At 71.0% G+C, this 18,232-nt stretch carries 14 protein-coding genes and 1 pseudogene; 14 read left to right on the forward strand and 1 reads right to left on the reverse strand.

Annotated features, from left to right (window positions below):
• Positions 1-217 precede the first annotated feature (217 nt).
• The 7 genes and pseudogenes from ssd (at position 218) to ACIOJD_RS32715 (ending at position 5,201) form a co-directional block, all read left to right on the forward strand.
• On the forward strand, positions 218-1,315 hold the full coding sequence (gene ssd, locus ACIOJD_RS32685; protein ID WP_401919884.1) for a septum site-determining protein Ssd: 1,098 nt from the start codon (positions 218-220) through the stop codon (positions 1,313-1,315).
• Positions 1,312-2,475 carry a TadA family conjugal transfer-associated ATPase gene (locus ACIOJD_RS32690; protein ID WP_401919886.1) on the forward strand — a complete coding sequence of 388 codons (1,164 nt, stop codon included), beginning with the start codon at positions 1,312-1,314 and terminating at the stop codon, positions 2,473-2,475. The genes ssd and ACIOJD_RS32690 overlap by 4 nt, the downstream gene beginning before the upstream one ends.
• Complete coding sequence (locus ACIOJD_RS32695) at positions 2,472-3,353, forward strand: type II secretion system F family protein (protein ID WP_401919888.1); 882 nt, start codon at positions 2,472-2,474, stop codon at positions 3,351-3,353. Before ACIOJD_RS32690 ends, ACIOJD_RS32695 begins: the two co-directional genes overlap by 4 nt.
• Positions 3,350-4,132, forward strand: a complete 783-nt coding sequence (locus ACIOJD_RS32700) for a type II secretion system F family protein (RefSeq protein ID WP_401919889.1) — start codon at positions 3,350-3,352, stop codon at positions 4,130-4,132. The genes ACIOJD_RS32695 and ACIOJD_RS32700 overlap by 4 nt, the downstream gene beginning before the upstream one ends.
• A gap of 85 nt (positions 4,133-4,217) precedes the next feature.
• Positions 4,218-4,373: pseudogene (locus tag ACIOJD_RS32705) on the forward strand (DUF4244 domain-containing protein); the annotation flags it as partial.
• Positions 4,360-4,803, forward strand: coding sequence for a TadE family type IV pilus minor pilin (locus ACIOJD_RS32710; RefSeq protein WP_401919891.1), 444 nt, complete (start codon positions 4,360-4,362; stop codon positions 4,801-4,803). The pseudogene ACIOJD_RS32705 and the gene ACIOJD_RS32710, both read left to right, overlap by 14 nt.
• The gene (locus tag ACIOJD_RS32715) at positions 4,800-5,201 is read left to right on the forward strand and encodes an Rv3654c family TadE-like protein (RefSeq protein ID WP_401919893.1); all 402 of its coding nucleotides are present in this window, start codon (positions 4,800-4,802) and stop codon (positions 5,199-5,201) included. Before ACIOJD_RS32710 ends, ACIOJD_RS32715 begins: the two co-directional genes overlap by 4 nt.
• An 81-nt stretch (positions 5,202-5,282) precedes the next feature.
• Here ACIOJD_RS32715 and ACIOJD_RS32720 read toward each other — a convergent pair whose 3' ends face one another.
• Positions 5,283-7,775: a DEAD/DEAH box helicase gene (locus ACIOJD_RS32720; RefSeq protein ID WP_401919894.1), complete on the reverse strand. Its 2,493-nt coding sequence runs from the start codon at positions 7,773-7,775 to the stop codon at positions 5,283-5,285.
• A gap of 79 nt (positions 7,776-7,854) precedes the next feature.
• Here ACIOJD_RS32720 and ACIOJD_RS32725 point away from each other — a divergent pair, with 79 nt between their 5' ends.
• The 7 genes from ACIOJD_RS32725 (at position 7,855) to topA (ending at position 18,038) form a co-directional block, all read left to right on the forward strand.
• Entirely contained in the window at positions 7,855-8,208 is a 354-nt protein-coding gene (locus ACIOJD_RS32725; protein ID WP_003967428.1) for an STAS domain-containing protein, read from the forward strand.
• Between the two features lie 100 nt (positions 8,209-8,308).
• On the forward strand, positions 8,309-8,761 hold the full coding sequence (locus ACIOJD_RS32730; protein WP_401919895.1) for an ATP-binding protein: 453 nt from the start codon (positions 8,309-8,311) through the stop codon (positions 8,759-8,761).
• 276 nt (positions 8,762-9,037) lie between these two features.
• On the forward strand, positions 9,038-11,461 hold the full coding sequence (locus ACIOJD_RS32735) for a sodium-translocating pyrophosphatase (RefSeq protein ID WP_401919896.1): 2,424 nt from the start codon (positions 9,038-9,040) through the stop codon (positions 11,459-11,461).
• A gap of 230 nt (positions 11,462-11,691) precedes the next feature.
• Positions 11,692-12,288 carry a small secreted protein gene (locus tag ACIOJD_RS32740; RefSeq protein ID WP_401919897.1) on the forward strand — a complete coding sequence of 199 codons (597 nt, stop codon included), beginning with the start codon at positions 11,692-11,694 and terminating at the stop codon, positions 12,286-12,288.
• A 252-nt stretch (positions 12,289-12,540) separates the two neighbouring features.
• Positions 12,541-14,064: a methyltransferase gene (locus ACIOJD_RS32745; RefSeq protein ID WP_401919898.1), complete on the forward strand. Its 1,524-nt coding sequence runs from the start codon at positions 12,541-12,543 to the stop codon at positions 14,062-14,064.
• 552 nt (positions 14,065-14,616) lie between these two features.
• On the forward strand, positions 14,617-14,814 hold the full coding sequence (locus ACIOJD_RS32750) for a hypothetical protein (RefSeq protein WP_401919900.1): 198 nt from the start codon (positions 14,617-14,619) through the stop codon (positions 14,812-14,814).
• 374 nt (positions 14,815-15,188) lie between these two features.
• A complete protein-coding gene (gene topA, locus ACIOJD_RS32755) occupies positions 15,189-18,038 on the forward strand; it encodes a type I DNA topoisomerase (protein ID WP_401919901.1) in 2,850 nt (949 codons plus the stop codon).
• Positions 18,039-18,232 lie beyond the last annotated feature (194 nt).

Raw genomic sequence — 18,232 nt, forward strand, 5'->3', positions numbered from 1 at the left:
GTCACCGGTATGAGCTGCCGGGATATTCACAAGTGGCGAGTTGTCCACAGTTTTCGAGCAAGATCCACACGATTTCCCGTTCCGCTGCACGGTGATTCCGGCCGCGAAGTTCGCGGAAGCCGGAATCACGGATACCGGATCACTTCGAGATCGCCGAGAGAAGCGCTCACGGATCCGGATCCAAGCAGAGAAAGGGGCGAAGATCGTGGCTGGATCCATGACTTCCGATCGTTCACAAGTGGCGGACGACCGCCGGATCGGACCGTTGATCGTCACCGAGGATGTGGAGTTGCTCGACGATCTGCTGAGGCTGTGTGCCGCGGCGGGAGCCGAGCCGGAAGTGCATCACGCCGTGCCGGAGCGGAAAGGGTGTTGGGAGGACGCTCCGATGGTCCTCGTCGGGGACGACGCGGCGTCCCGCTGCCGCGGCGCCACTCGTCGGCGGGGCGTGATGCTCGTCGGACGGGACCAGGACGACCCGGACGTATGGCGGCGGGCGGTCGAGATCGGCGCCGACTGCGTGCTGCGGCTGCCCGACGCGGAGAGCTGGCTCGTCGACCGGATCGCGGACGCGGCCGAGGGGGTGGGCGAGCAGGCGCTCACCGTCGGCGTGATCGGTGGCCGGGGTGGCGCCGGGGCCTCGACACTGGCCTGTGCGCTGGCCGTCACTTCGGCCCGAGCCGGGCGACGCACGATGCTCATCGACGGCGATCCGCTCGGTGGCGGGCTCGATGTACTGCTCGGCGGCGAGCAGGCGGAAGGCAGACGGTGGCCGGATTTCGCCGCTTCCAGAGGGCGGGTGGCGGGCGGTGCGCTGGAGGAGTCGCTGCCCCGCCTCCATGAGCTGCGGGTGCTCAGCTGGGATCGTGGAGATTCGGTGGTCATCCGGCCGGAGGCCATGAGGTCCGTGCTCGCGGCGGCCCGCAGGCGCGGCGGCGTCGTGGTCGTGGATCTCCCGCGCCGCGTCGACGAGGCCGCGGCGGAGGCCCTGGCCCAGCTGGATGTGGGGTTGCTGGTGGTGCCCGCCGAGTTGCGTGCCGTCGCGGCGGCGGGCCGGGTGGCCTCGATGGCGGGCATGGTGATCAAGGACCTGCGGGCGGTGGTCCGCGGTCCGTATGCGGCCGGGCTGGACGAGCGGTGGATCGCCGATGCGCTCCGGCTGCCACTGGTGGGCGAACTGCCTTTGGAACCCGGCCTGTCGGAGGACCTGGATGGCGGGGCACCGCCGGGATCCCGTGCGAGAGGGCCACTGGCCGCGTTCTGCACGGACTTCTGGGAGCGGGCCCTGGCCGGGGACGGAAGCGTGGCGTCGTGAGCGCCGGGACGAAGGCGGGCGGGCTGCTCGACGCCGTACGGCAGCGGCTCGCGGAGAGCGGGTCGGACCCGACACCCGCCCGGGTGGCGGCGGCCTTACGGGCCCAGGGGCGGCTGCTGGGCGATACGGAAGTGCTCGGTGCGGCAGAGGAGTTGCGGTGCGAGCTGGTCGGGACGGGCCCGCTGGAGCCCCTGCTCGCCGACCCCTCGGTGACGGACGTGCTGGTCTCCGCACCCGACCGGGTGTGGGTGGATCGGGGCGGCGGTCTTGAGCTCACCGCCGTGTCGTTCCCCGACGCAGCCTCCGTACGGAGGCTGGCGCAGCGGCTCGCGGCCGTGGCGGGCCGCAGGCTGGACGACGCCCGGCCCTGGGTGGACGCCCGGCTGCCCGACGGGACGAGGATGCACGCGGTGCTGCCACCGGTGGCGGTCGGTTCGACCTGTCTGTCGCTGCGGGTGGTACGTCCCAAGGCTTTCTCGCCTGCGGAACTGACCGAAGCGGGGACGGTGCCGCCAGGCGGGGAGCGACTGCTTCGGGCACTGATCGAGGCCCGGTTGTCGTTCTTGATCAGCGGGGGGACCGGCACGGGTAAGACGACACTCCTGTCCACTCTGCTCGGCCTGGTCGGGGACCGCGAGCGGATCGTACTGGCCGAGGATTCGGCGGAGTTGAGGCCCGACCACCCGCATGTGGTGCGGCTGGAGGGCCGGCCGGCCAACCAGGAGGGCGCCGGCCTGGTGACGCTGCGGGACCTGGTCCGTCAGGCGCTGCGCATGCGACCGGACCGACTGGTCGTCGGAGAGGTGCGAGGCCATGAAGTCACCGAGTTGCTGGCGGCCTTGAACACGGGGCACGAGGGAGGCTGCGGGACTGTTCATGCCAATGCGGCGGCGGACGTGCCCGCCCGGCTGGAGGCCCTGGGGACGGCGGCGGGGCTCGACAGGGCAGCGTTGCACAGCCAGTTGGCGGCCGCGCTGTCGGTTGTGATCCATCTCGTACGGGACCGTGACGGGCGGCGGCGGATCGCTGAGGTGCATGTGCTGGAGCGGGACGCCGCGGGGTTGGTGGTGCCGGTGCCCGCGTTGCGCTGGGGTGCCGACGGATTCGCGTACGAGCGGGGCTGGCCGCGGTTGCTGACGCTGCTCGGGGGTGCGCTGTGACGACGACCCTCGTGGCGGCCTCCGCCTGCGCGGCGGCGCTCTGTGCGGGAGGTGTGGCCTGGCTGACGGCAGGTCAGGAGCGCGGTCTTCGGCGGGCCAGGATGCTGATCGCGGACGGCGCCGCGGTGGAGAGCGTCGTGCCGGGGGCCCCGCCGTGGGAGCGGTGGCTGCCGAGGGCCCGTGGATGGGCACGGAAGGTGCGGGAAGAGTGGCTCTGCCTTCCGGTGGCGGTCGTGCTCGCGGTGCTCGGCGAGTCGGCCCTGCCGCTCGTCGGGGGCGCGCTGGCGGTGCCGTTGGTGAGACGGCGGCTGAAGGCCAGGGAGACGAGAAGGGTGCGAGAGCGGAGGGGCGACGGGATCGTCGCGCTGTGCGGCGCGACTGCGGCGGAGTTACGGGCCGGCCTCCAGCCCGTACAGGCCCTGCTGGCCGCCACGAGGGCCACCGGTGGCCTGGGAGGCGCGGAGGCCGCCGTGCTGGCCGCGGCGCGGTTCGGTGGGGACGTCCCCGGTGCGTTGCGGCAGGCGGCGCGTGAGCCGGGAGCTGACGGCCTCGTGGGGCTTGCGGCCTGCTGGCGGGTGTCCGTGGACGGCGGAGCGGGGCTCGCGGACGGCCTGGACCGCCTGGAATCCGCGCTGCGGGCGGAGAGAGACCAACAGGAAGGGTTACGGGCCCAGCTGGCGGGCGCCTGGTCGACGGTCGTCGTGCTCGCGCTGCTCCCGGTGGTGGGGCTGGCGATGGGCTGGGCACTGGGCGCGGATCCACTGCGCGTGCTGTTGCACACCCCGGCGGGTCTGGGGTGCCTGGCGGTGGGCGGGCTGCTGGAAGGCACGGGCCTGTGGTGGGCCGCGCGGATCGTGCGGATCGGGGAAGCGTCATGACCGGGCTCTCCGCCCACAGCCTGTGGACGGTGGCCCCGGTGCTCGCTGTCGTCGGGTGCCTGGCCCTCACGGTGGCGGCCGGGCGGCGCGAACGGCGGGTGCGTGGGCGGCTGATGGAGCTGTCGGCGGCCGATCGCGGACGACGGCAGCAGGGGCGGCGGCCGTCCCGGGAGACGCGGACGTGGGCGCGACATTGGGGTCCGCCGCTGGGAGCGGCGGTCACCGGATGGGTCCTCGTCGGCGGAGTGGCCGGCTGGGCGGTGGGGCTCGCGGGCGCCTACGGGGTCCGCCGGTGGCTGCGTACCAGGAAGCCCGACGACCGGACGGGGATCGAGGAGGCGGCGCGTCAGCTGCCGCTCGCCGCCGACCTGCTGGCCGCCTGTGTCGCGGCCGGGGCGGGACCGCGTGAGGCCGCGGAGGCGGTCGGTGAGTCGCTCGGCGGTCCTGTCGGCGATCAACTGGCGCTGACTGCCGCGGAGCTCCGGCTCGGCGGCGAACCGGCAGAGGCGTGGGGGCGCCTCGGCGAGATACCTGGTGCGGCGGGGCTGGCCCGCTGTCTGGAGCGTGCCGGGTCCTCCGGAGCGCCGGCGGCGGAGCCGGTGTCCCGGCTGGCCGAGGGCTTCCGGGGGGAGCGGTCCCGGGCCGCCCTTGCCAGGGCCCAGCGGGCCCAGGTGTTGATCACCGGCCCGGTGGGGCTGTGCTTCCTGCCCGCCTTTCTGGCGGTGGGCGTGGCGCCGGTGGTCATCGGGCTGGCGAGCGGGCTGCTGAAAGGCAATTGAGTTTTCCGAGATTTCCGACTGTTCCTACGGGGAGGCCGACATGTGGATGAGGATGCGACAAATGCGGCGTGTGTGGCTGCGCCTGGCGCGGACCGATGCGGGGATGACCACGTCCGAGTACGCGGTGGGAACGATCGCGGCCTGCGCGTTCGCCGCCGTGCTCTACAAGGTGGTCACGAGCGGCCCCGTCTCGGACGCCCTGGAGTCGCTGATCGGGAAGGCGCTCGGTGCGCAGTTCTGATGTGGCGCGATCTGGTGCGGTCCGGGTCCGATCTGGTGCGGTCCGGGACGACCGGGGGTCTGTGACGGCGGAGGCGGCCGTGGCGGTGCCGGCGCTGGTGATGTTCGCCCTCGCCCTGGTCTGGGCCCTGACGGCGGCCGCCGCGCAGATCCAGTGCGTGGACGCGGCACGGGCGGGGGCGAGAGCGGCCGCCAGGGCCGAGCCACGGGCCGTGGCGATGGCCGCCGCCCGTTCGGCCGCCCCGGCGGGCGCCAGGGTCACCCTGGGGCGTACAGGCGATCTGTGGCGGGTCCGGGTGGATGCTCCGACACCCGGGCCGGGCACCCTGGCCCTGACGCTCACGGCGGAGGCCGCCGCGTCGGCGGAGGACACCGTGGCGGCGCCGGGAGAGGGCGCTGGAACCCCGGAGCGGGCGGAGGCGGCTCCATGACCGGGCAACGGGGGCGGGGCTGCGGCCGGGGCCGGGGCCGGGACGAGGGTTCGGCGACGGTGTGGGTGGCCCTGACGGCGACCACGATGTGCGCGGTGTTCGCGGTGGTGCTCGCCATGGGCCAGGCGGTCGGTGCGCGGCACCGAGCGGGTGCCGCCGCCGACCTGGCGGCCCTCGCCGCTGCGGACCAGGCGCTCAAAGGCTCGGCGGAGGCCTGTCGCAGAGCGGTGGACGTGGCGGCGGCGCAGGGGACGGAGGTGGTGCGGTGTGCGTTGAGCGGGGAGATCGCGGACGTGACAGCCCGTGCGGCCTTCGGCCCGTACACCCCGACGGTCAGGGCACGGGCGGGTCCGCCGCTCGTGGCGCTTCCGGCGGACACCGCGCGGGGCGTGCCGTGAGCCGATCATGCGGGGTGACGGGGTGACGGGGTGACGGGGTGACGGGGTGACGGGGTGACGGGGTGACGGGTCCGCGGGGCGCTACACCGCGGTCGGTGCGTCCGCCTCGGTCGAGGTGTCCGGCGTGTCTGGCGCGGACCTCAGCAGCTCGGTGAGGAGCCGTACGGCGCCTCGTTTGTGCAGGGGGTCGTTGCCGTTGCCGCACTTGGGGGACTGGACGCAGGACGGGCAGCCGGCGTCGCACTCGCAGGAGGCGATCGCCTCGCGGGTGGCCGTGAGCCACTCACGGGCCGTACGGAAGGCTCTCTCCGCAAAGCCGGCGCCGCCGGGATGGCCGTCGTACACGAAGACCGTCGGCAGCAGGGTGTCCTGATGGAGCGGTACGGAGACGCCGCCGATGTCCCGGCGGTCGCAGGTGGCGAACAGCGGCAGCATCCCGATCGAGGCGTGCTCGGCGGCGTGCAGCGCGCCGCCGAGCTGCTCCGGATTGACCCGGGCCCGGTCCAGCTGGTCCTCGGTGACCGTCCACCACACGGCCCGGGTGCGGAGCGTCCGCGGGGGCAGATCGAGCTGTGTCTCGCCGAGCACCTCGCCGGTGATGAGCCTGCGACGCAGGAAGGAGACGACCTGGTTGGTGACTTCGACGGAGCCGTAGCAGAGGCGCCCGTCGCCCCATGGAATGTCGGTGTCGGTTTCGAGGACGGAGATGGCGGTGGTGTCACGGGCGGTGGTGGAGTACGGCGGGTCGGCCTCCTCGACCAGGGCGACCGAGTCCGCCAGATCCAGTTGTCGCACCAGATAGGTGCGGCCCTGGTGGAGGTGGACGGCTCCCTCGTGGACGGCGGTGTGGGCGGCGGGTTCGTCCACCGTGCCGAGCAGCCGGCCGGTCCCCGCCTCGACGATCTGGACGGGACGGCCGCCCTCGCCCCGGATGTCGGCGAGGTCTGCGGCCCGCTCGCGGCGGGTCCAGTACCAGCCGGAGGTACGGCGACGCAGCAGCCCCGCGGTCTCCAGCTGCGGGAGCAGCTCGGGGACGGCCGGGCCGAAGAGCTTCAGATCGTCCTCGGTGAGGGGGAGTTCGGCGGCGGCGGCGCATAGATGGGGCGCGAGGACATACGGATTGTCCGGGTCGAGGACGGTGGATTCGACCGGCTGCCGGAACAGCGCCTCGGGGTGGTGGACGAGGAAGGTGTCCAGCGGGTCGTCCCGGGCGACCAGGATGGCCAGCGAGCCCTGCCCGCCTCGGCCGGCCCGGCCCGCCTGCTGCCACAGGGAGGCGCGGGTACCGGGGTAGCCGGTGATGACGACGGCGTCGAGGCCGGAGACGTCGATGCCGAGTTCCAGGGCGGTGGTGGCGGCGAGGCCGAGAAGCTCGCCGGAGTGCAGGGCGTTCTCCAGGGCGCGGCGCTCCTCCGGGAGGTAGCCGCCGCGGTAGGCGGCGACCCGGCGGGCCAGGGAGCGGTCCACCTCGGCCAGCCGTTCCTGGGCGATGACGGCGACGAGTTCGGCCCCGCGCCGCGAGCGTACGAAGGCCACTGTCCGGACGCCCTGGACGGTCAGATCGGTGAGGAGGTCGGCGGTTTCGGCCGTGGCGGTACGGCGCACGGGCGCGCCCTTCTCGCCATGAAGATCGGTGAGAGGGGGTTCCCAGAGGGCGAAGACCATTTCGCCGCGGGGTGAGGCGTCGTCGGCCACCTCGTGGACGGGCAGACCGGTGAGCCGTCCCGCGGCCAGCGCGGGCTCCGCGGCGGTGGCCGAGGCGAGGAGGAAGACCGGATTCGCCCCGTAACGGGCGCATACGCGGCGGAGCCGGCGCAGGACCTGGGCCACATGGGAGCCGAAGACACCCCGGTAGGTGTGGCATTCGTCGATCACGACATAGCGCAGGGAGCGGAGGAAGGAGGACCAGCGGGGGTGGGACGGGAGTATCCCCCGGTGCAGCATGTCCGGATTGGTGAGCACGTAGTTGGCGTACTGCCGGACCCATTCGCGTTCTTCGACCGGGGTGTCGCCGTCGTAGACGGCGGGGCGCACGCGGTTGCCGAGCGGGGCGGCGAGTGCTTTGACCGCGCGGCGCTGATCGGCGGCGAGGGCCTTCGTCGGGGCGAGGTAGAGCGCGGTCGCGCCCCGGCCGTTGGCGGCCTCCGAGCCGTCGAGGAGGGTGGTCAGTACGGGCGCGAGGTAGGCGAGGGACTTGCCTGAGGCGGTGCCGGTGGCGATGACGACGGCTTCGCCGTCCAGGGCGTGTTCGGCGGCCTCCGCCTGGTGCGCCCACGGATGGTCGATCCCGGCCTGCTGAATGGCGTTGATCACTTCTGGGCGGATGCGTGCGGGCCACACTGCATGACGACCCGCACGCGGGGGCAGGTGCTCCGTATGGGTGATGCGCGCAGCACGGCCCGCCCCTGCGGCGATCCGGTCGAGGACCATGCCGGGAGAGGGGCGGTTGCCCCCGCTCTCGGGGGGGCCACTGGGGCGTTGATTCCTGGCCATCGGCATCGAGTGTGTCACTGGCGTGACGGACAATGGGCTCAAGGCGTCGTGCATGACTGCTGGTAAGTGATTGAATGCCATCGCGGCTGGCGATACGTCCCCTGGCTCCGTCGGGGAGACCCGAGGGGCGACCGCTCGATAGCAAGGTGCTGGAGGATCCGTGGACCTGTCCCTGTCGACTCGCAATGTGTCCGGCCCTGGTGGCGACCGTACGGTCGTCGAGGTCGGTGGCGAGATTGATGTGTATACCGCGCCCAAGCTGCGCGAGCAGTTGGTCGAGTTGGTGAACGACGGCAGCTACCACCTGGTTGTCGACATGGAGGGCGTGGACTTCCTGGACTCGACCGGACTCGGCGTGCTCGTGGGTGGCCTCAAGCGTGTGCGCGCCCATGAGGGCTCGCTGCGTCTGGTCTGCAACCAGGAGCGCATTCTCAAGATCTTCCGGATCACCGGTCTGACCAAGGTGTTCCCGATCCACACCACGGTCGACGAGGCCGTGGCTGCCACCGACTGAGGTCGGCCGCAGCTTCCGGAGGAAGGGCAGAGGCACCGGGCGTTCTGCCCGGGTGCCCCCGCCTGGGAGAATGCACGCTCGTACGTTCGAGGGGGATCGCATGGCCACCGTTGAACTCCGCTTCAGCGCCCAACCCGAACACGTCAGGACGGCCCGTCTTGTGGCGGCCGCCGTGGCGCGCCGGGCAGGCGTCGACGAAGCTGTGTTGGACGAGGTCAGACTCGCGGTCGGTGAAGCGTGCAGCCGAGCGGTCGGGCTGCACCGCAGCCATGGCATCACCGCTCCGGTGAGGGTCGCGCTGACCGAGGAGGAGAAGATCTTCTCCATCGAGGTCGGCGACGGCGTGACGGCTGCGGGCAGTGAGGCCGGCGGTGAGCCCTCGGGCACGCGCGAGGGGGCGCCCTCGGGCGACCCCTACGACAGCGACGACGAGGACGAGATGGGGCTCGCGGTCATCAGCGGGCTCGTCGACGATGTGGAAGTCACCTCGGGCGACGACGGTGGCGTCATCAGGATGAGCTGGCCGACAACGCCGGCCGTCGCGACGCCCTGAACGCGCCGTTCTGATCGGGCTGCCCTGATCGAGTCGTCCGAGCCGCTCGGGCGGTCGGCGCGCGAATGGGTGATCCAATTTTCCGGAAAGGCCCTGCTGAGCAGGGCCTTTCTTGTTTCTGCCGGATCGCCGGACATTTATTAACGCGTTTATCTCATTACTCGTTCCAAGGTCATTCCGCAAGTCAAGGTCAATTGCATGTGGCGTGCTCTGTTTTGATCGGGTTCCCCTCCCTACAATCCGTCCATCTTGAACGCTGAGCGTCAAGGAGGACGAATGGCGGGGCACTTCCAACCACACCTGTCCGAGCACCCCACTTCTCTCGCTGCCGCGATACTCACGGACGACAACCGGCTGATCGTGATCGTCGTCGCGGTCGTCGCGCTCGCGGCACTGTTCGTCGCCCAGCTGCTGGTGCGCCAGGTACTGGCGGCCGACGAGGGCACCGAATCCATGAAAGAGATCGCGGCCGCAGTACAGGAAGGCGCGAATGCCTATCTGGCCCGGCAGTTGCGTACCCTCGGCGTTTTCGCCGTCGTGGTGTTCTTCCTGTTGATGCTGTTGCCGGCCGACACCTGGTCACAGCGCGCGGGGCGTTCGTTGTTCTTCCTGGTGGGTGCGCTTTTCTCGGCGGCCACCGGATACATCGGCATGCGTCTGGCCGTACGCAGCAATGTGCGGGTGGCCGCGGCCGCGCGTGAGGCGACACCGGCGGAAGGCGAGCCGGAAAAGGATCTGACGGCCGTCTCGCACAAGGCCATGAAGATCGCGTTCCGTACGGGTGGCGTGGTCGGCATGTTCACGGTGGGCCTCGGTCTGCTCGGTGCTTCCTGCGTGGTCCTCGTCTACGCGGCCGACGCCCCCAAGGTCCTGGAGGGCTTCGGCCTCGGTGCCGCGCTGATCGCCATGTTCATGCGAGTCGGCGGCGGCATCTTCACCAAGGCCGCCGACGTCGGCGCGGACCTGGTCGGCAAGGTGGAACAGGGCATCCCCGAGGACGATCCGCGCAATGCCGCGACCATCGCCGACAACGTGGGCGACAACGTCGGCGACTGCGCGGGCATGGCGGCCGACCTCTTCGAGTCGTACGCCGTGACGCTCGTCGCCGCGCTCATCCTCGGCACGGCGGCCTTCGGGGACTCCGGACTGGCCTTCCCGCTGATGGTCCCCGCGATCGGTGTGGTCACCGCGATGATCGGCATCTTCGCGGTCGCCCCGCGGCGGGCCGACCGCAGCGGTATGAGCGCCATCAACCGCGGATTCTTCATCTCCGCGGTGATCTCGCTCGCCCTGGTGGCCCTGGCGGCCTTCCTCTACCTGCCGTCCTCGTACGCGGGACTGGACGGAGTCACCGAGCGGGAGATCCTGGACCACGGCGGTGACCCGAGAGTGCTGGCCCTGGTCGCGGTCGCCATCGGTATCGTGCTCGCGGCCCTGATCCAGCAGCTCACGGGCTACTTCACCGAGACCACCCGGCGCCCGGTCAGGGACATCGGCAAGTCCGCCCTGACCGGCCCGGCCACCGTGGTTCTCGCGGGTGTCGCCATCGGTCTGGAGTCCGCGGTCTACACCGCTCTGCTGATCGGCCTCGCGGTGTACGGGGCGTTCCTGCTCGGCGGTACGTCGATCATGCTCGCCCTCTTCGCGGTGGCCCTGGCCGGTACCGGCCTGCTCACCACCGTCGGCGTCATCGTCGCCATGGACACCTTCGGGCCGGTCTCCGACAACGCCCAGGGCATCGCCGAGATGTCCGGCGACGTCGAGGGCGCCGGCGCTCAGGTGCTCACCGACCTGGACGCCGTCGGCAACACCACGAAGGCCATCACGAAGGGCATCGCCATCGCCACGGCCGTACTCGCCGCGGCGGCGCTCTTCGGCTCGTACCGCGACGCCATCGCCACGGCCGTCGCGGACGTGGGGGCCAGGACGGGCGAGCTGACGCTCAGCCTGGACATCTCCCAGCCCAACAATCTGGTGGGGCTGATCCTCGGCGCCGCGGTCGTCTTCCTCTTCTCGGGGCTGGCGATCAACGCGGTGTCCCGGTCGGCCGGTTCGGTGGTCTACGAGGTGCGCAGGCAGTTCCGCGAGCACCCCGGCATCATGGATTACACCGAGAAGCCCGAATACGGCCGCGTGGTCGACATCTGCACCAAGGACGCGCTGCGCGAGCTGGCCACGCCCGGCCTCCTCGCCGTCCTCACCCCGATCGCCGTCGGCTTCTCGCTCGGCGTCGGGGCGCTCGGGTCGTTCCTGGCCGGTGCGATCGGCACCGGCACCCTGATGGCCGTCTTCCTCGCCAACTCCGGCGGCGCCTGGGACAACGCCAAGAAGCTGGTCGAGGACGGTCACCACGGCGGCAAGGGCAGCGAGGCCCATGCCGCGACAGTGATCGGCGACACCGTCGGCGACCCGTTCAAGGACACGGCGGGGCCCGCCATCAACCCGCTGCTGAAGGTGATGAACCTGGTGGCGCTGCTGATCGCTCCCGCGGTCGTGCAGTTCAGCTACGGGGACGACGCCAACGCCGGTATCCGCGCGGTGGTGGCGGTGCTCGCCCTTCTCGTCATCGTCGGCGCGGTGTACGTCTCCAAACGGCGCTCGGTCACGGTGGACGACGGGAGTGGCGACAGCGGGGACGGCGGCGGAGACGGTCCGGGCGGCGGGGCCGAGAAGTCGTCCGATCCCGCGGTGGCGTCCTGACCGCCGGCTGACCGGACCGGTCGGCCCGGGATCCGGTCAAGGAGCGGGCGGGCGGCGTGGATTGACGCGCCGTCCGCCCGTTTCCGCCGAGGGGACACGCGGTGAGCGTGAGGTGTCTCTCCCTTGGTGCAAATGGCTGCAATAGCCTACAGACTGGACGCTCGGCACGAGGTTGTCGCCCGCTTGGCGTGTATGTTCCGGGGCCGAGAGCCTTGGAAGGGACCCATCCGGTGAACAAGAAGCTTGTGGCCGCGCTGTCCGGCGGTTCGGTACTGCTCATGGCGCTGTCTGGTTGCAGCGGTGATGACAGCGAGAGCAAGGTGAACGACTGGGCCAAGAAGGTCTGTGACCAGGTCCAGCCCCAGCTGAAGAAGATCGCGGACGCCAACACCTCCATCCAGCAGGCGACCTCGGACAGCAGCAAGCCCGCTGATGTGCAGAAGGCCGACTCAGCGGCCTTCCAGTCCATCTCCGACGCCTACAAGTCGCTGGGCTCCGCCGTGAACAGCGCGGGCGCTCCGCCCGTCGACGACGGCGACAAGACGCAGCAGGAGGCCGTCAAGGAACTCAACGCCACCTCGGTCTCGTACGCGAACCTCAAGAAGCAGGTGGACAAGCTCGACACCAAGGACCAGGCGAACTTCGCCGATGGCCTCAAGGGTGTGGCGGACGAGCTGGACAAGCTCAGCAAGAGCGGCGACAAGGCGCTCCAGCAGCTTCAGTCCGGTGATGTCGGCAAGGCGATGGCGAAGCAGCCCGGCTGCCAGAAGCCGTCACCGTCGGCCGGTGGCGGATCCGCCGAGCCGGCGTCCGACACCGCGTCATGACGAGCTCGGTGGTACGGGGCAGGGAATCGCGCGGCACGCGACCTCGTTCCGCCGTGACCGCGTGACCGCGTGACCGCGTGACCGCGTGACCGCGTGACCGCGTAACCGCTTTCCCGACCGCTGTCGGCGCTCGGCGCGGCGACCCACGGCATCCGCTCACGGACGCTCTCGAACACGGCATCGCGGCCCGGTCCTCCCGAACGGAGGGCCGGGCCGCGGGCCGTTGTCAGTGGGAGCCGCCACAATGGGCGGGTGAGTACGACCAGCCTTCCCGCGCCCGACCACTCGCCCCGACTCCGTGCGGCCCTCCTCGCCGCCGACTTCACGGCCGACGGCCTGCTCGACCTGCTCGGCGCCCCCGCGTACGCCGCGCTGGCCCGCAGCGAGACCGTGCCCGCCCTGCGGGCCACCCGCGGCGACACCCCGCTCGAAACGCTCGTGCGGCTCTTCCTGCTCCAGCGGCCGGTCCCGGGGGAGCGGGCGGCAGTCGCGCTGCCCCTGGACGAGGCGCTGGCCGACGGCTGGGTCGTGCGGGACGGTGAGGAGATCCGCGCGACGGTGGACGTCCGGCCGTACGGCGGGCCCGAGGGGGAGGACTGGTTCATCGTCTCCGACCTCGGCTGTTCCGTCGGCGGGGCCGGCGGCGCGAGCGGCCATGACGAGGGGGTGGTCCTCGGCGTCGGCGGTGCCTCGATGACCCTGGCGGGGATCACCGTACGTACGCCGGTCGCAAAGGCGCTCGATCTCGGCACCGGTTCCGGTCTCCAGGCGCTGCACGCCGCGCAGCACGCGACGCGGGTCACCGCCACCGATCTGAACCCGCGCGCGCTCGCTTTCACCCGGCTGACCCTGGCTCTCTCCGACGCGCCCGCCGCCGAGTTGCGGGAGGGCTCGCTCTTCGAACCGCTCGGGGACGAGACGTACGACCTGATCGTCTCCAACCCGCCGTTCGTCATCTCTCCCGGCGCCCGGCTCACCTACCGGGACGGCGGGATGGGCGGGGACGACCTGTGCCGCACGCTCGTGCGGCAGGCGGGGGACCGGCTGGAGGAGGGCGGGTTCGCGCAATTCCTCGCCAACTGGCAGCACGTGGAAGGGGAGGAGTGGCAGCAGCGGCTGCGCTCATGGGTGCCGAGCGGCTGCGATGCCTGGATCGTGCAGCGCGAGGTGCAGGACGTGACGCAGTACGCGGAGCTGTGGCTGCGCGACAGCGGTGACCACCGGGCCGATCCGGAAGCGTACGCCGCGCGGTACGAAGCATGGCTGGACGAGTTCGAGGCCCGGAGGACCAAGGCGGTCGGCTTCGGGTGGATCGCGCTCAGGAAGTCGGGCGCGGAGCGGCCGTCGATCGTCGTCGAGGAGTGGCCGCACCCGGTGGAGCAGCCGCTCGGCGAGAGCGTACGAGCCCATTTCGAGCGGCAGGACTATCTGCGGACGCACGACGACGCGGCGCTCCTCGCCGGTCATTTCGTGCTGGCGCCGGAGGTCGTCCAGGAGCAGGTCGGGCTGCCGGGCGCCGAGGATCCGGAGCATGTGGTGCTGCGGCAGAACCGCGGCATGCGGCGGGCGACGAAGGTCGACACGGTCGGAGCGGGGTTCGCGGGGGTCTGTGACGGGACGCTGAGCGCCGGGCGGATCATGGACGCGATCGCTCAGCTGATGGGGGAGGACCCGGTGCTGCTGCGCGACCGTACCCCTCAGTCGATCCGGCTGCTGGTGGAGGAAGGGTTCCTGGAACCGGTCCCCGAACCCGCGCCGGAGCCGTGGCCGCGATGACGGCGGACACCTCGTACGGCCCGCGCGGCCGGGAAAGCCCGAGCGGTCGGGAAAGCCCGAGCGGTCGGGGACAGTCCGCTCGGTAGGGGCAGTGGCAGTCCGTGCGGCAGGGGCAATCCCCGCGGTAGGGGCAGTCCGCGCGGCGGCGGAAGTCCGTGCCGTTCGAAAAGCCTGCGCTGTGCGGGATGCGCGTGCCGTACGAGGTGTGTGTGCTGGTGGGGAGGGCGCGTGCGCGTGATACGGAAAGCGCGTGCTGTCCGGGAGTCCGTGCCGTGCCGTACGGGAGCCCGTGCCCGCACGGGTCTTGTGTGTACGGAAGCCCGTGCCCGTACGGCTCTTACGCGTATGGGGCCCGTGTGGCGAGCCGCTGGTCCGGGGGCGGCATGGAGCCCCTGCCTGATCCGGACGAAAGGTGCTCGGACGGGTTCTGGCGGGCCCGTGTGTGGCGTTCACCTCGAATTCGCGCCGTTGACGTCCCGGGGTGTCAGCCTCGGCCTCCGGGATTCCCGGTGCCCTGGTGAGGGCGTCACAGAACGAACGGGGCACGGGCGTATGGAGAGCGGGCCGGCGATCTTCGCGGGGACGGCGTTCGCCCTGTTCGGCGCCGCGTTGCTGCTGTGGACGGGGGGCCGCCTCCTGCATCGCGAACCGGTGGTCCACGGGATGCGGCCGGCGGTGGCCACGACGGCGGTGACACTCTCGGGCGTGGTCTTTCTCGCTCTCGGCGTGTGGTGCTTCGGTCGTATGTGATCCAGACCCCGGGAGGCCGGACCGGAACCTCCGTTCATGATCGACACAGGTCGGCGGGCGGCGCCCCAAGGCCGCCGGACCTGCGCGGGACGCGTCTGCGGGCCCGCCGGAGGAACGGCCTCCGTATCCTCCGGCGGAACCACGGTGAGCGTCGTCCGACGTGGCGGGCACGGGGTCCGGGCGGCAGGAATGCCTGGAGTCGGGTTACCGTTCGAGTGGCCGTTGCGGGCTTTTGCCGTTTGACACGGGGGCGGGTTGTACCGTCACACTCCGCAGCGAAGCAGCGTCACCGCTGGGCAGCACCGCGCCCACCATGACGTACTGACGTACTGCCGTACGGGCCCACCGAGCATCGACCGGAGAGAAGAGCGAAGTTGTCCCCGACCAGCGAGACCGCACACGGCGGCCGCCGACTCGTCATCGTCGAGTCGCCTGCCAAGGCGAAGACGATCAAGGGCTACCTCGGCCCCGGCTATGTCGTCGAGGCGAGCGTCGGGCACATCCGCGACCTCCCGAACGGCGCCGCCGAGGTGCCCGAGAAGTACACCGGCGAGGTGCGCCGCCTCGGCGTGGACGTCGAACATGACTTCCAGCCGATCTACGTCGTCAACGCCGACAAGAAGGCCCAGGTCAGGAAGCTCAAGGAGCTGCTGGCCGAATCCGACGAGCTCTATCTCGCCACGGATGAGGACCGCGAGGGCGAGGCCATCGCGTGGCACCTCCAGGAAGTCCTCAAGCCCAAGGTCCCGGTCCACCGGATGGTCTTCCACGAGATCACCAAAGAGGCGATCCGGGCCGCCGTCGCCAACCCGCGCGAGTTGAACTCGCGCATGGTCGACGCCCAGGAGACCCGCCGAATCCTCGACCGGCTGTACGGCTACGAGGTCTCGCCGGTCCTGTGGAAGAAGGTGATGCGCGGCCTCTCCGCCGGCCGCGTCCAGTCCGTCGCGACCCGGCTCGTCGTCGAGCGCGAACGCGAGCGCATCGCCTTCCGCTCCGCCGAGTACTGGGATCTGACCGGCACGTTCTCCACCGGCCGCGCCGGTGACGCCTCCGACCCGTCGTCGCTGGTCGCCCGGCTGAACTCGGTCGACGGCCGCCGTGTCGCCCAGGGCCGTGACTTCGGCTCCGACGGCCGGCTCAAGTCCGACCAGGTGCTGCATCTGGACGAGGCGAACGCACGGGCTCTCGCCGCCGCGCTGGAGAACGCCTCGTTCGCCGTGCGCTCGGTCGAGTCCAAGCCGTACCGCCGCTCCCCGTACGCCCCCTTCCGTACGACGACCCTCCAGCAGGAGGCCTCGCGCAAGCTGGGCTTCGGGGCGAAGTCGACGATGCAGGTCGCGCAGAAGCTGTACGAGAACGGCTTCATCACCTATATGCGTACGGACTCGACGGTCCTCTCGGACACCGCGGTCTCGGCGGCCCGTGCGCAGGTCACGCAGTTGTACGGCGCGAGCTATCTGCCGGACAAGCCGCGTACGTACGCCGGGAAGGTCAAGAACGCGCAGGAGGCGCACGAGGCGATCCGTCCCTCGGGCGACCGCTTCCGTACGCCGGCGGAGACCGGTCTGTCCGGCGACCAGTTCAGGCTCTACGAGCTGATCTGGAAGCGGACCGTCGCCTCTCAGATGAAGGACGCGGTCGGCAACAGCGTCACCGTCAAGATCGGCGGCCGGTCGAGCGACGGCCGGGACGCGGAATTCTCCGCCTCCGGCAAGACGATCACCTTCCACGGCTTCATGAAGGCCTACGTCGAAGGCGCCGACGACCCGAATGCTGAGCTGGACGACCGCGAGCGCAGGCTGCCGCAGGTCGCCGAGGGTGACGCCCTCTCCTCCGAGGAGCTCTCGGTCGACGGTCACGCCACCAAGCCGCCGGCCCGCTACACCGAGGCCTCGCTGGTCAAGGAGCTGGAAGAGCGCGAGATCGGCCGCCCGTCGACGTACGCCTCGATCATCGGCACCATCCTCGACCGCGGCTATGTGTTCAAGAAGGGGACGGCGCTCGTCCCGTCGTTCCTGTCGTTCGCCGTGGTCAACCTGCTGGAGACACACTTCGGCCGACTGGTCGACTACGACTTCACGGCCAAGATGGAGGACGACCTCGACCGCATCGCGCAGGGCGAAGCCCAGGCGGTGCCGTGGCTGAGGCGCTTCTACTTCGGCGAGGGCGACGAGAACGCGGGCCTCGCCTCGGGCGCGGGCAACGGTGACGGCGACCACCTCGGCGGCCTCAAGGAGCTGGTCACGGACCTCGGCGCGATCGACGCGCGCGAGATCTCCTCGTTCCCCGTCGGCGACGGCATCATGCTGCGCGTCGGGCGGTACGGCCCGTACGTCGAGCGCGGTGAGAAGGACCAGGAGGGCCATCAGCGCGCCGATGTGCCGGAGGAGCTGGCGCCGGACGAGCTGACGGTCACGTACGCCGAGGAGCTGCTGGCCAAGCCGAGCGGCGACTTCGAGCTGGGTACGGACCCGGTGAGCGGCAACGAGATCGTGGCGAAGGACGGCCGCTACGGGCCGTATGTCACCGAGATCCTCCCGGACGGCACTCCGAAGACCGGCAAGAACGCGGTCAAGCCGCGTACGGCCTCCCTCTTCAAGTCGATGTCCCTGGACACGGTCACGCTCGCCGAAGCCCTGAAGCTGATGTCGCTGCCGCGGGTGGTCGGCGAGGACGCCGAGGGTGTCGAGATCACCGCGCAGAACGGCCGGTACGGCCCGTATCTGAAGAAGGGCACGGACTCGCGGTCGCTGGAGACCGAGGACCAGCTCTTCAACATCACGGTGGAAGAGGCGCTGGCGATCTACGCCCAGCCGAAGCAGCGGGGCCGGGCCGCGGCCAAGCCGCCGCTGAAGGAACTGGGCACGGACCCGGTGAGCGAGCGTCCGGTCGTGGTGAAGGACGGCCGCTTCGGGCCGTACGTCACGGACGGCGAGACGAACGCGACGCTGCGGACCGACGACAGCGTCGAGGAGATCACTCCGGAGCGGGGTTACGAGCTGCTCGCGGAGAAGCGCGCCAAGGGTCCGGCGAAGAAGTCGGCCAAGAAGGCGGCGAAGAAGGCTCCGGCCAAGAAGGCCCCGGCGAAGAAGGCGACGACGGCGAAGAAGACCGCCGCGAAGAAGACGACGACGGCCAAGACGGCGGCGAAGAAGACGACCGCCAAGAAGACGGCCGCGAAGTCGGCGTCGGCATCGTCCTCGGCGAAGTCGGACACGTAGGGACAGTGTCGAAGCCGGACACTAGGGGCAGGCGCGCAGGACGGACGGGCGCGGACAGGTAGGCGGATGGTCGGCTGAGGAGGGGCAAGTGCCCTCCCGGACTCTGTCGGGGATCGGGGCAGTGCCCTCCCGGACTCTGCCGGGTGAGGGGCAGTGCCTTCCCGGGCCTCTGCCGGAGATCGGGGCAGTGCCCT

Origin of the sequence: Streptomyces sp. NPDC088116 (assembly GCF_044741745.1) — a bacterium.
Classification (GTDB): domain Bacteria; phylum Actinomycetota; class Actinomycetes; order Streptomycetales; family Streptomycetaceae; genus Streptomyces.

Bases quoted from the DNA above. Each gene is read 5' to 3' on its own strand.
- ACIOJD_RS32730 (WP_401919895.1), top strand. From the start codon at position 8,309: ATGGCCACCGTTGAACTCCGCTTCAGCGCCCAACCCGAACACGTCAGG.
- ssd (WP_401919884.1), top strand. From the start codon at position 218: ATGACTTCCGATCGTTCACAAGTGGCGGACGACCGCCGGATCGGACCG.
- ACIOJD_RS32720 (WP_401919894.1), bottom strand. From the start codon at position 7,775: ATGGCATTCAATCACTTACCAGCAGTCATGCACGACGCCTTGAGCCCA.
- ACIOJD_RS32700 (WP_401919889.1), top strand. From the start codon at position 3,350: ATGACCGGGCTCTCCGCCCACAGCCTGTGGACGGTGGCCCCGGTGCTC.
- ACIOJD_RS32715 (WP_401919893.1), top strand. From the start codon at position 4,800: ATGACCGGGCAACGGGGGCGGGGCTGCGGCCGGGGCCGGGGCCGGGAC.
- ACIOJD_RS32750 (WP_401919900.1), top strand. From the start codon at position 14,617: ATGGAGAGCGGGCCGGCGATCTTCGCGGGGACGGCGTTCGCCCTGTTC.
- ACIOJD_RS32735 (WP_401919896.1), top strand. From the start codon at position 9,038: ATGGCGGGGCACTTCCAACCACACCTGTCCGAGCACCCCACTTCTCTC.